Genomic DNA, 13751 nt, shown 5'->3' with positions numbered 1-13751 from the left:
TCGCGGAATACTTTTCTGTCCCCGTAGAGGACCTTTTAATAGATCGGGCCTCAGAACCATTATTTACAAATGTATCTTCATCACCACCATATTTTTTTATTTTTGCAATCGAAGCAAAGTGTGATTTGACCGCAAAGGCTCTGCAAACCTTACTTCTCAGCCAAAACACTACACCCATAATACAAAACCGGACGTTTGTTCTTACTTGGTCTTTACAGGAATCGGACGAATATATTTATGAGCGAATTCGACAACTAGCCCTTCAATTACAGGTTGCTCTTTCGGCTTCGATTCGGTCTTTTATCAATGTGAAATACATGTATCGAATCACTGAGCTATCGGAACATCCGAATGCGATAACCCCAATCAATGAAATCCTAGTTAAAATCCCTTGGGGAGAAATAGCCGCTTGTCCTTGCTTTATCTCGTCCAATTGTGCCAGACCAATAAAACCTTTTCTAACAGGAGAGCCGGACTTCAACAACTGGCATTTTGTATCCTTACACCAAAACCATACTGACTGTTTCGTAGGGCGTAAACTTGAACTAGAAACATTGAATAGCGGAATCAAGCGATGGCAAAAACAAGAAGCAGGCCAAACGTATTGTATTACTGGTACCGCAGGGATAGGAAAGACCAGCCTACTCAACCAGATCATTTCGTCTTTGAGTCGTTCTTCGTGTTTAACCACAGAGATTCAAATCCTGAATCATGGCAGTGCTGATCTCTTGTCCCCTCAAAATATATTCACTCGGGCAATTTGTTCATTTACTCGTGAAGATACCGATGATTCTATTCGTCAGCAGACTGTCGAGTCATCAATTCCCTCTTCTTTCCATCTCTGCCTTTATTGGTTAATGGGGGTAACACTCAACGAATCAGAAAAACAGCTGCTGAACTTAATGGAGTTCCAAACGCTGAAACAAACGATAGAGCAATCTATCCCTTTCTTAATTCAACAACGGCAGACCAGCAAACCGCATTTGATTATTGTTGAAGATGTCCATTGGGCCGACGAGGTAATGTTGGCATTTCTTGAGACACTGCTACCTTATATTACAAACACCAATATTTTACTCTTTCTGACGTTTAGGCAGCAAAAACGACTTAGTTCCAAACAATCTTGGTTTGCCAACGTGAATCTAATCGAACTTAGGGAGTTATCATCTGAAGAGTCTTACGAGTTAGCTTGCTCAATCACATGCCAACAGAATAAACATATCAATGACTGTATAAAGCTTGCGAAAGGCCATCCTCTATACTTACGCCAAACACTACTTTGTTCTCAGTTTGATAAAGACGTTCCGGAGTCATTGGAACATTTAGTTTCGATACAATTAGCTCAACTTCCAGCCCAAGATCGCCAAGCACTCTGTACTGCATCTGTGTTAGGGCAGTACTTTCAACTGGAGCAACTGCGTGAAATCACTCGAATTCCCGGCTACGTACCAGATAAGTTAGTCGACGCTGGCTTAGTAAAACTCAATGGCGATCAATACCTTTTCCATCATGATTTGATTTGTAATGCTGTTTTCCGTCAAATAGACAAGTCACAGTGTTCAAAAATACACATGGCCTGCGCAAAATGGTATGAGAACCGAGATCGGTTCTTATATGCAGTCCATATCAATCATGCCAAGGGCGAAGGTGTATTTACTGTTCTTGACCAGACCGCCAAACATTACCTGAGCAATTATCAATTTGAAAAAGCACTGACTCTTATTGAATACGCTATTAAAGAGTCACCTAAAGCACAGATGGCGTATGCACTAAATATGAAAGGAAACTGCCTGTATTCGATGGGACGCATCAAAGAGAGTATTGAGGTTCTTGAGCAAGCGATTCATCACACAGAAAATGATTCTGAACGTGTTCAATACTATTTAGACCTCATTAACCCCTACCGTTTAACCGACAACTTTGTACAAGCGATGTCGATTTTAGACCAAGCCCAAGCCCTGTGCGAAAAGCTGACGTTAAATAAATCTTTGTGTGAAATTCACTCGATGAGAGGTAATATGCTGTTCCCCACTGGGCAGCTAGACGAATGTGAGAAAGAACATTTACTTGCATTAGATTACAGTCAACGAGCAAACTGTTTTCGCGCGAAAGCAAAATCGCTTGGCGGCCTCGGTGATTGTGCCTACGCACAAGGAAAAATGGCTCGCTCATACGAGCACTTAACCGAGTGTTTGCAACTGTGTGAAGAGCATCAGTTGCTTTCGATTGAAACTGCCAATCGCTACATGCTGGCAACAGTGATGATCTATCAACTGCAATCTGACGAAGCACTAAAACAGGCTCAGCATGCCTCGAATCTTGCCTATCTCACGGCAAACCGCCGAGCAGAAATTGTTTCTAGGCTTACGGCTGCATGGATCTTTCTCGACCGTAATGTCTTGGTGCAAGCTGAAAACGAAATCTCGACCGCTCTACAACTTTCAAAACAGCTTAATGCTCATCGATTTGTCGCTTTTCTTTTGGAGTCCAGTGCAAGATTGCACTGGTATCAGGGAAAAGAGGAGAAAGCCCTTTCGGACATCGACACGGCTCTAGATCTTGTTCATATCAATAAGCTACACAATTTTATTGGTCCTTGGCTCGTATCTACCAAGGCACTTATTTGTGGCGATGAATCAACGGCCCTCTCCGCTTTGCGCACTGGTGAGGCTTGGCTAGAATCTACCTGTGTCGGTCATAACTATTTACGCTTTTACCAACAAGGAATCCAAGTAGCGTGGCAGTATAAGCAGCCTACGCTACTTCGAAAATATCGCGATAAGCTGTCTAACTTCACCCGAGAAGATCCGCATCCATGGGGTGACTTTTATATTGAACAAGCGAATCTGATGCTTGCCTTACTCGACCAGTCCAGCTCCGTCTCTGAGTTGTTAAACTTCAATCAGGCCGCGCGTAAGCATCAACTGAATCAGGCTCAAATAAGTGTTGATGAGCTGGACCATTGGCTCTCCACATCTACTCAACCATGAAATATTCAATAAACGAAGAAAGTCGATTAATTGCACCGTCAAGTCATCGTGTTTACTCGATTTACCTCGTCAAACACAGATATTCGAAACCATCGAATATCTGTGTTTTGGCACAGTGTCATCGCTGATGAGATTTATGCTGGCGCAAGATCATTTTGCTCCACCTTAAAGTTCTCGATGCTAGGAACATGCTCAGGCAAAAGTAGAGTAACGCGTTGATTTGCTACTTCAATCCATTTACCTGAACTATTTTTATATCGATAGAATGCCACGCCTGACTTCCAATCATCATTAAGTAGGATGTTGAGCGTTACGTTATGAAGATCAGCTCCTAAAGGAGCAATGCCTAGATAAGGCTGGTAGCCCTGCAACGTCACCATGATATGACAATCACGCATCGTGCATTGATAGTTGAAACTACCATTGAGATCAGACACCACATTTAACGGTGGGTTAACGGCCTGAAAGATATGTCCTTTACCCACTATTGATTTGTCTTCGCTGGCCACGAGTAGATTAACATCGAAGCTCACTCCTCCAGGTAAGCCGTTACCAATTTGATAATGAGCAGTAAAAATTGCTTGTGATTCTTTTGAGTCCATTTTCATTGTGTTCTCCAACTGAATTTATTGTCGTTAGTGACCCATTCAATGTAGATAACACGTCATTCTGGTTCAGTATCAATTTAGGCTCAGATCTACTTGACTACATAAATTATCCACGGTCACGCAGATGCCGATCGTTCTTTTCATCAACCAGATATTGTTGCTCTCTCGCTGATGCTTTTGGCGATTTGTACAGAACAACTGATACCAAACTGATATGGTGAATGTATGCATTTGGTTTAATATTTGAACAACTATTCAATACATAAGCCAAATGGAAAAAATAATGGAACATGAATGGATGCAGGGAACTAAAGAAAACCAAGTGGTAGAACAGCACCCTAACCCTCAAATACAACGCCTCGCTGTACTTAGCGCGTACTCAATCTCAGTCAATAATGCCAAACTGTTTATTCAGAAAATGGATAAGTGCGGTTTTCCTAAAGAACGATTACTGACACCTCTTGAAAACACGGTTTCACCGGTTCCCGGTTTGAACCAATATCAAGTCGAGTCACTCATCTTCAATACTCGCTATCAACACCAACCCTTTGTCATTGTCATGTGCGAAAGTACGCAAGAAGTTCAGCAAGCCTATCTAACAGCAACTCAATTCAATCTCCCGATTCGTGTTCGCTCAGGAGGGCATGATCACGCAGGTGAATGCAGTGGTGACAACGTCATTTTGATTGACGTGAGCAGAATTAAGACCTTCCAATTGTGTGACAATATTGCCACCATTGGTGCTGGCTATCGCTTCTATCAACTGACACCAAAACTTGCAGAGCATGATCGAATGGTTGCACATGGAACCTGTGCCACAGTTGGGTTGACTGGCTATATTCAAGGCGGAGGATGGGGCCCTTGGACGCGAAAATACGGCATGTGTTGTGAGCACCTAGTGAGTGCAACCGTGGTATTGGGTGATGGTACGATCACAGAAGTCTCAGCAGAGTCCAACCCTCACCTATTTTGGGCACTAAGAGGCGGCGGAGGCATGAGCTATGGCATTGTTACCGAGCTACGCGTAAAAACATTCCCTTTACCCAAAGAGATCCACCGCTTCGAGCTTCAGTGGAACCTCTATCCAAAAATCAACGGTATGCTTCAGCCAATACCAACGCACCCTACCATAGATGTGCTAAAAAATTGGGAGCAGGCTATAAAAAGCCTCGATACGCCTAAACTTCTTGGCACCAACTTGCAAATTGATGCTCTGCCTGAATCATCTAACCACTGTGATATTGAAACCATCAGCCATCACTGCACCATGTATGGCTACTGGGAAGGAACAGAACAAGATCTTCACCAATTTATAGCCGTTCAATTTGGCGCTTGTTTCCCTGATTTAGTTCAAGTCTATGAAGCACATGGCACTGACTTTGACGGGAAGAAATACGATCACTCCCTGATGAGCACATGGGGGCGCGATTCTTTGTGTCAAAACGGTTCTCCTTTCCCTCCCGATTATGACGCCCCAGCACCTCACAAAATCACTTCGCGATTGGTGTCAGAGCGAGGTCTTAAACCAGAAGGCTATACTGCACTTTTGCAAAGCTTAACTTCACCTTTGATAAAGCCAGAAAACCGCGATCAAGGGCTATTTAGTTACGTAACCTTAGGGGCGATCACTGGCGGTTTTTATCATCACTCAGACGACCTTGAAGACATATCTTTCCCCTACCGCCAGTGTCAATATACAGTCCAATATCAAACCTGGTGGAATGAAGAGATAAAGCAAAAACTAGAACTACAAAATAACCCAGTACTTGTTGATGTAAACAGAGCCATGGACTGGATTGATAAAGCCAGAGAAGCTGATATACCGGGAACCTATGGTGCCTTCATCAGCTTTAAAGATCCGGCAATTCCGACAAGCGTTTATTTTGATCGAAGCTACCGCGACTTAATCGGTATAAAAGAAAAATACGCTAAGGATAAGTTTAATCACCTTAGAACTAATAAGACCATCATTTAACATCAATATGCATCTTAAAAAGCATATATTAACAGAACGTCATTTGGCCGTTCTATCACGTATAGAAATTAAAAAAGAGGAAAAATTATGACAACTAAGGGTTCATTTTACGTTAAAAATAACTCCAACGATAAAATCACCGGATATGTGAGATTTAAAGACTCTCCGGAAATGGAGGTTCATTTCGACTTGAATATTGGCGAACAATCTGAATCTGCTAGTTTTGAATCCGGTGCCGCTACCCATGACTCCTGGTATTACAGTTTCAAAAAGGCAGGTAAAACCTATACTGGGGACAAGTCCTGTGCATACTATGCAAAAGATGAAAATAAAGGCCCCGTCGTTGTAGAAATCTTTAATGATAATTTAAAAATATCTCCACCACTTAGCGGTTCTTGTGAGAAAACTTTATAGCTGCTCACCTGATTCATCACTTCGCCCGAGACAGTTGCACAACTTCTCGGGCAGTTTCACTTCTCAGCATTTAAATTGCAAATTACCTTCATTTTCAATCATATTCTAAATATTGTAATTTTTATTCCTTCACGTTAAATCATCAAGATATATAATAATTTCAATATAAAATCAGACAAAATGATATTAACAATATGTATCATGTGATTATAAGGTAAAGTAATATCTTTAGTTCATCTCTTTTATATCAATTTTAACTGATACTAAACTGCTAATGACGTTTTTTGATTGAATGCTTAACTTAATAGCATGCGCTTATCTCAATGGCTAAAACCATTATTAAAGCGCAATTCATCTATATCCACGTAATCTCTAAGCATTTGATTCAGAGGGTTTCTTGGATATTCATCATTCAAGATAAACAACGGAAAGCATGGCTATGTGTACAGATGTTAATATCAATTATGGTTGCAACAACCAAACCTTATCCGCTAGAACCATGGAGTTTGCAGTTAACCTTCAGACCGAGATTTGGTTTAGAGCCCAACAAACTTACCAAATTACGACCTTTACTTCCGACGGAAAAGCCGACCGTGTTTTCAATGGTCAGCCGCCAAAACTTCACAGTAAAGAATGTGAGTTTCGAGCAAATTGGCAGGGAGAGTTGAGCTTCATACACTGCAATGCCATTACCCGGTATAATAACCCTCTTTTAACAGCTGATGGCATTAATGAATCTGGCCTTTCTGTTGGGTCACTGTACTTGCCCATTCTCAATCAAAATGTATCGACCTCTCACATCCCTGATGATGCCTTTGCATTAGGCAGCGGCCTGTTTGGTACTTTTATCTTGTCTACGTTTAATACTGTGGACGAGATGGTGACCTACTTCACCACCCACCCCGTTTACGTGTTTAACTCGACTATTTCAACTGGTGAAACAGAGAGTGACAACATGGCTTTGGACCAGCATTTCGTGATTCACGATGCAAATAATGACAGTGCCGTCATTGAGTTTCTTAACGGTAATATGCATATCTATCGAGCATTCAAAGAAAGCGATATGTTCAGCAAAGAGGAAAATCAGCAAGCACGCTATCAATGTACCGAATACGACTTTGATGATTATAAAGTGGTTGTGGACCACTCCTACGTTGGAGTAATGACTAACTGCCCAAATTACCATTGGCATGTCAATCACCTCTCTTATTTTTCCAATTTGCGCAACTACAACCCAGAACCGAACAATGAAGCAACCATGCAACGTCATGTCCAAGTGCCTGGCCCACTTCAATCAATCAATGGCGCTGGCTTGATGGGTCTACCCGCCGACCCAACACCGCCGTCTCGATTTGTACAAACCTATGCAATTAAGCAGTTAAGCGAACAACCAACTAACTTCGACGAAGCCTTCTCACTCGGACAAAAGCTACTTAATCGCGTTGATATACCTTTGGGCATCATGGCGAATGAGTTTGAGACATCCGATAAGCCTGAAGTCTTTTTTAGTGATATTACCCAATGGAGCGTTATTAGACATAACAGTCATCAATCACCCGCGTTCTATCTGCGTACTTACGGAGACATGACTTGGCGAGTCGCTAATGTCAAAGACTATATTGGGTTAAATAGAGACTGTCAGATTTCAAGCGTTTTACAGCTCATGCCAGTTACAACATCATTACCGTTTGAACAAGTCGAATCTCGACCAACTATTAAAATCGCTTAGAGTTAATTTTGAAGCGCAAACAAATGAGAAGCAAAAAGCCAGAGTAAGAAATCAATCTCACTCTGGCTCATAGCTGCATATAGTATAGTTTTATCTGCTATAGATATAACGTATGGTTGCTTTTACACTTGTTACATTCAGTCGATTTACTCTTTACCGAACACGTTGTTCTCTTGTTCTTGAACGCGGATGAATGTAGTACGCTTGGTTAGCTCTTTAAGCTTTGCTGCACCTACGTATGTACATGTTGAGCGAACGCCTCCAAGGATGTCTTGAATAGTGCCGTGAACGCTACCACGGTATGGCAATAATACGGTTTTACCTTCAGCCGCACGGTAGCCAGCGACACCACCTGAGTGCTTGTCCATCGCGCTCTTCGACGACATGCCATAGAATTTCATGAACTTCTCGCCGTCTTTCTCGATCACTTCGCCGCCTGACTCTTCGTGACCCGCTAGCATCCCACCTAGCATTACGAAGTCCGCGCCACCACCGAATGCTTTCGCTACGTCACCCGCACAAGAACAGCCACCGTCACCGACGATCATGCCACCAAGGCCGTGCGCTGCATCACCACACTCGATGATTGCAGAAAGCTGCGGGTAACCAACACCCGTTTTTACACGAGTTGTACATACAGAGCCTGGGCCGATACCCACTTTAACGATGTCTGCACCAGCTAGGATTAGCTCTTCACACATATCACCAGTAACCACGTTGCCTGCAGAAATAACCTTGTCTGGGAACTCTGCTCGCACGCGTTCAACATACTCGACCAAATGCTCTGAGTAACCATTTGCAATGTCGATACAAATGAAAATAAATTCATCTGAAAGTGCCATGATGTCTTTGGTTTTTTGGAAGTCTGCGTCAGATGTTCCCGTAGACACCATAACGTTATTCATGGTTACTTTATCTGCTGATTTAGAAAACTCAGCCCAATCTTCTACCGTGTAATGTTTGTGAACAGCGGTCATTACACCATGCTCAGCCAGCGCTTTAGCCATTGCAAAGCTACCAACCGAATCCATGTTTGCTGCGATTACTGGCACACCAGACCATTGACGACCACTATGCTTGAATGTAAAATCGCGGGTTAAATTTACTTGAGAACGGCTCTTAAGGGTAGAACGTTTCGGGCGAAACAGTACATCTTTAAAACCTAACTTAAGTTCTTGTTCGATACGCATTGTGTAATTCCTTGATTCATATGTATATGTGTCATTTCAGAGTGCGTAGTGATTTCGTTGGCAGACGAGTTCACTGTTCTTCGGACACAAAAAAACCGGAGCGTTGGCAGACGCTCCGGTTTTCAGCATTATAGGCTGTGATTTATTTCCTACAAGTCTGATATTTGAATTTTTTTTGTGATACCATCTTGAAAATCGCATATCAAAAACGCTCCCCAAGTCACCAAAACCTCTTATTATTTATAACTATCAACAACTTGAGAAAGCACTTAAGTTAACCCATTGCGCAAACCTTTGCGTCATATCTTAAAAATTAAAACGCATCACCTCTCAAATCTGCCTAAAACTCAATCACCTAATACTAAGATGCCCTGCTAATTCGTAAAAAAGTACTCAAAAAAATCGACCAATTTTCTCAGCAATGCATGAAATCTAATTAATTTCGATAGAGCTCTTGGGTGATAGCGGTACGAAGAGTGCTAACGACATCACTTGCCAAAAGACCAATTTGACCATGCTGACTCACGTTTATATCAGCAGCATGACTGTGAAGTACCACACCTAAACGTGCGGCAACAGAAATTGGTAAACCTTTGGCTAGTAATGCACCAATGACTCCAGATAACACATCTCCCATTCCCCCAGTCGCCATTCCGGCGTTACCCGCTAGACAGACGTACATTCTCGTTCCATCGTAAATAAGCGTCCCCGCGCCTTTTAAAACCACTACACCGCCATAACGCTCTTGCAGTTGTCTTGCAGCAGAGTATCGGTCACTTTCTATTTGTTGAATGGTTACATTTAGTAGTCGAGCTGCCTCTCCAGGATGCGGCGTGATCACTCGATGGTTGTCGCACACTAGAGTGCCATCGCATCGCTGGCTCAGCATCGCTAGAATATTGAGGCCATCAGCATCAACAACTTTAGGTTTCTGCTCTTGAGCCAGATATTGATAGGCTTGATAAGCCCACTCATCATCTCCAAAGCCAGGACCAAACACTAATACGTCAGCCCAGCGTATGCGTTTAGTTAAGTCGTTCTCAGTATCCCTGAGCAAGTCAGTGGTGATGCTCTGGCTCATTACTTCTGGGCAACCAACCTGCAGTGGAATAAGGCTACTCGTGTGAGTAATTGCGGCAGTTAAACCCGCTCCGGCTCTAATCGCTGCGGAGGAACATAAACGAATCGCCCCAGACATCCCTTGATTGCCACCAACACAAAGCAACTTCCCGTTGTCACCTTTATGGACCGTTGGATTTGGCTTGGGCATTAATCTTGAAACAACCTGATGATCAATACCTAATGCACTTTCTACTTCGATAGTATCAAACTTAGTATTGACGCCTAAACCACAAAAGTAGAGCTTGCCAACTCGATCTCTCGCTTGTCCAGTGCATAAGCCTTGCTTAACCCCAATGAAGGTTACAGTATGCTCGGCACGAATAGCATCACCTAAAACTGCACCTGTATTAGCACACAGACCAGAAGGAACGTCGACTGCAATCACAGGGGTATGAATTTGATTAATTTGGTCAATATAGCGACGATACTCCGAACGAACCTCACCGCTTAAACCAGTACCTAACATGGCATCAATGATCACATCTGCTTCTAGCAATGCGGTATTCCATTCATCCCAATCATTGTTAACACCGTCGATTGACTGCCAATCTTGGTATGCGCGCAAAGCATCACCTTTTAGCGCAGATACATCACCAATTTGGAAAACATGTACATTGAGTTGAGCTTGTTTCGCAAGAGATGCAAATACGTAACCATCGCCACCGTTATTCCCTTTACCGCAAATCACTAGGATATTTTTTGATTTAGGATACAAATGTAAAAAGCGCTCATACACGGCCATACCAGCGCGTTGCATTAAGCTATACATAGAAACACCAGCCATTTGCGCAGCCAGCGTTTCACCGTTTTTTACTTGCTCTGCGGTGTAGAGTTTTAGGGCGAGATTAAAGTCCATATTCACGTTCTACGCATTGGAAAACACAATTATAAGTATACAAAAAAGCCAAGGCGGACCTTGGCTTTTGAGAAAGTTTTTTATCGCTATTGATTCTGAGACATCAGAGCTTCAGCCGTCGCGTCTTGTATAGACAAAAATAACGAGTTGATTTTTCCAGTCGGTGTGCGCATTGGGTTCAACGTAACATTCTGGTACATAAACTCCGCTTGCTGCGTGACTGGTCGAACATTGCGACAGCAAAATAAGTAAGGTCGTTGTCGCCATGTGATGAAGCTGCGACAGCCTAGGTCATACACTGGTTTTGTTTTTAATTTAAACCACTCCTGTGGGATTTCAGGGAAGATATCAAATATAGAACGACCTATCGCATCATGAGACTGCAAACCACTGTGATGAGTCATAAACCCATTCCAGACCTGTACATTGTAATCTCGATCAATGACCACTAAGCCCATGTCGACGTTTTGTACCATATCCACCATCCAATGGAATTGTTCAAACTCTGCTGGCATATTCAACATTAGAACTCCTCCATTAGATAAGACAGTTTGTTATCAAGCAGCGGCAAGGATTCATCCACAAACATAAACAACAAGTCACAACGAATCGACGTTCCTTCAATGTTGTAGCTCACTTCGAATGTCATCGTGCGGCTGAATGCTCCAGTTGTAGATTCAATGATCGAGTCAATTGAGATATGCTGACCAAGGAGTACTGGTGGACTTTGGAAGAATCGGACTTCAGACTGCTCGCCTAAACCATTTAAGAACGACCCCACCAAAATATTAGAAATATCCATTAGCAGCTCAAGCTCTTCTAGCTCTTCGCTGTCTGCTGGTACTTTCATCAACTTTTTGAGATCAGATACGCTTGAATCACTCAAAATCACTAGCGCTTCGCCAGCAATACCTTCGCCACAAAATCCCTGACAAACACCCGATACGTTGTCATGCGACGCCAAGTCGCGTAGGGCCATGTGAAGTTCGCTCACTTCAAAGATATTGACGTTCGGCAGAGGTAGTTGCACAAACACATCAAAGTGACGCGCCAACGCATCGGCTGCTCGACCAATTGAAACGTTAGCCACTTCCATGTAAATATCGCGACGACGTAAAATCGGTAACTCAATAGAGACAGGCGTAATAATTTGAGGACGAGGTTCTGGCTCGACCAACTCTTTAAGCGCCTTCTTGAGTTCATCTTTGGCGATCGGTTTTTGAATAAACGCTTTTGCACCCAGTGCGAACACGCGCTCTTTCGCTTTAGGTTGGATATCCCCCGACACCACAACCACCGGAGTTTTATCCCCCAACCGTTGCATGTGCTCTAGTGTTTCAAAGCCATCCATTTCTGGCATGGTCAAATCAAGAAACATCAATTTAAACTCGTTTTTTTCGAGTTCTTCTAGCGCGTTTTTTCCGTGGATAGCAAACGTAATATCGGCATTCAATGTGGCTGGTAGTGATCTCGCCATCTGTTTGCGTGCTAACGCTGAATCATCACAGATGAGTACGGGAAAAGACATTCAATCACCTTTTTATATTCCACAATCTGCGCCGGAGTCTAACAGATTGTTACAGCATGTAATACGAGAAAACTGACGAGTTTTTTATTTCTTTATTATTCAATAAGCATACGCAATATGAATGAATGAGTGAACAAAATGACTAAAAAGCAAGCATCACATTCGCTGTTTAGTGACATAAAACAAACATGGGTAAAACTCCTCCACCCAAAGTAAGCAAAAAGTTGCAGCTAACATCCAAAGCCCATTTTTGCTCGAATTTCATTCTTTCTATTTCCATAATGGGTAAACAGTAACGCGCTAAAACTAAAAAGGCACCCTGCTAGAGGATGCCTTTAATAATAATTTCATCGATAAGATATCAATTCTATGGCACACCATGACCTTTAGAAGCCACCCATACGCGATACCATTGCTCTCGAGTAAGTTCGATGTTCAATGCATTAACTGCAGTTTGCACACGCTCGATTTTACCAGAGCCAATGATTGGAATAGGGTTAGATGGCAAACGACGTACCCAGGCATAAATTACTTGGTCAATACTCGCTGCGCCCACTTCTTCACGAATTGCTTCTAATTCGTTACGGACACGAACAGCTTGCTCACTGTCACCACTAAAAATTGAACCACCACCGAGGCAAGACCAAGCCATTGGTCGCGTGCGCAACATTTGCATTTGATCAAGCGTTCCATCGTGTGCAACCTCAAAGTTAAGTGGGTTGATTTCCACTTGGTTAGTAACCAACGGCTTACCTAAGCGAGATTGCAGCAGTTCAAACTGGCGTGGGGTGAAGTTAGACACGCCAAAGTGCTTCACTTTGCCGACTTTGTGAAGCTCAGAAAATGCTTCTGCAACCTCGTCTGCATCCATTAACACGTCAGGACGATGAATTAAAAGTACGTCGATTTCATCCACATTCAAACGTTCTAGCGAGTTATTCACCGATTGGTAGATATGTGCTGAGCTCGTGTCGTAGTGATTGATCTTACGCTCTGGCGTTTTATCGCCACACAAATTGATGTCGCATTTCGTCACGATCTGAATTTGCTCACGAACACTCTTGTCTAAAGCTAACGCTTCACCAAACAACGCCTCACACTCGTAATTACCGTAGATGTCGGCGTGATCGACTGTCGTAATGCCTAACTCAATGTGTTGCTTAAGAAATGACAAACGCTCTTGAGCCGTCATTCCCCACTCAACTGCACGCCAATATCCTTGAACCAGCTCTGAGAACTCTGGGCCTTTTGGTGCAGTTACTACTTTTGCAACCATGGGTTTTCTCCTTCAATTGATCTGCATTCATCGTAGTCTTGTTTTCGTACCGGCTCAACGGGT

10 protein-coding genes are annotated in these 13751 nt (G+C 42.9%); 4 read left to right on the top strand and 6 right to left on the bottom strand.

Annotation, left to right across the window (positions count from 1 at the left end):
* Positions 1-317: 317 nt before the first annotated feature.
* Positions 318-2990, top strand: a complete 2673-nt coding sequence (locus R7Q09_RS06580) for an ATP-binding protein (protein WP_318070626.1) — start codon at positions 318-320, stop codon at positions 2988-2990.
* Positions 2991-3124: 134 nt separating this feature from the next.
* Here the strand turns inward: R7Q09_RS06580 and R7Q09_RS06575 are convergent, their stop codons facing one another.
* Positions 3125-3598 (bottom strand): DUF1842 domain-containing protein, encoded by a 474-nt coding sequence (locus R7Q09_RS06575; protein WP_318070625.1) that lies wholly within the window; start codon positions 3596-3598, stop codon positions 3125-3127.
* 283 nt (positions 3599-3881) lie between these two features.
* Between R7Q09_RS06575 and R7Q09_RS06570 the strand changes: the two genes are divergently transcribed.
* The 3 genes from R7Q09_RS06570 (at position 3882) to R7Q09_RS06560 (ending at position 7716) form a co-directional block, all read left to right on the top strand.
* Positions 3882-5573, top strand: coding sequence for an FAD-dependent oxidoreductase (locus R7Q09_RS06570; protein WP_318070624.1), 1692 nt, complete (start codon positions 3882-3884; stop codon positions 5571-5573).
* An 87-nt stretch (positions 5574-5660) separates the two neighbouring features.
* On the top strand, positions 5661-5987 hold the full coding sequence (locus tag R7Q09_RS06565) for a hypothetical protein (RefSeq protein WP_005373454.1): 327 nt from the start codon (positions 5661-5663) through the stop codon (positions 5985-5987).
* A 439-nt stretch (positions 5988-6426) separates the two neighbouring features.
* Positions 6427-7716, top strand: a complete 1290-nt coding sequence (locus R7Q09_RS06560; protein WP_053307252.1) for a linear amide C-N hydrolase — start codon at positions 6427-6429, stop codon at positions 7714-7716.
* A 146-nt stretch (positions 7717-7862) separates the two neighbouring features.
* Here the strand turns inward: R7Q09_RS06560 and R7Q09_RS06555 are convergent, their stop codons facing one another.
* From R7Q09_RS06555 to R7Q09_RS06535, 5 genes are all read right to left on the bottom strand, one after another.
* Positions 7863-8906 (bottom strand): GMP reductase, encoded by a 1044-nt coding sequence (locus R7Q09_RS06555; protein WP_053304513.1) that lies wholly within the window; start codon positions 8904-8906, stop codon positions 7863-7865.
* A gap of 436 nt (positions 8907-9342) precedes the next feature.
* Positions 9343-10884, bottom strand: coding sequence for an NAD(P)H-hydrate dehydratase (locus tag R7Q09_RS06550; RefSeq protein ID WP_318070623.1), 1542 nt, complete (start codon positions 10882-10884; stop codon positions 9343-9345).
* 86 nt (positions 10885-10970) lie between these two features.
* On the bottom strand, positions 10971-11408 hold the full coding sequence (locus tag R7Q09_RS06545; protein ID WP_005373463.1) for a PAS domain-containing protein: 438 nt from the start codon (positions 11406-11408) through the stop codon (positions 10971-10973).
* Positions 11408-12412 carry a response regulator gene (locus tag R7Q09_RS06540; protein ID WP_005373466.1) on the bottom strand — a complete coding sequence of 335 codons (1005 nt, stop codon included), beginning with the start codon at positions 12410-12412 and terminating at the stop codon, positions 11408-11410. The genes R7Q09_RS06545 and R7Q09_RS06540 overlap by 1 nt, the downstream gene beginning before the upstream one ends.
* Before the next feature lie 367 nt (positions 12413-12779).
* Positions 12780-13688 (bottom strand): aldo/keto reductase family oxidoreductase, encoded by a 909-nt coding sequence (locus R7Q09_RS06535; protein WP_005387688.1) that lies wholly within the window; start codon positions 13686-13688, stop codon positions 12780-12782.
* Positions 13689-13751 lie beyond the last annotated feature (63 nt).

The sequence above is a fragment of the Vibrio sp. 2130-1 genome, assembly GCF_033339515.1.
This window is presented reverse-complemented; position numbering and strand designations above follow the sequence as displayed.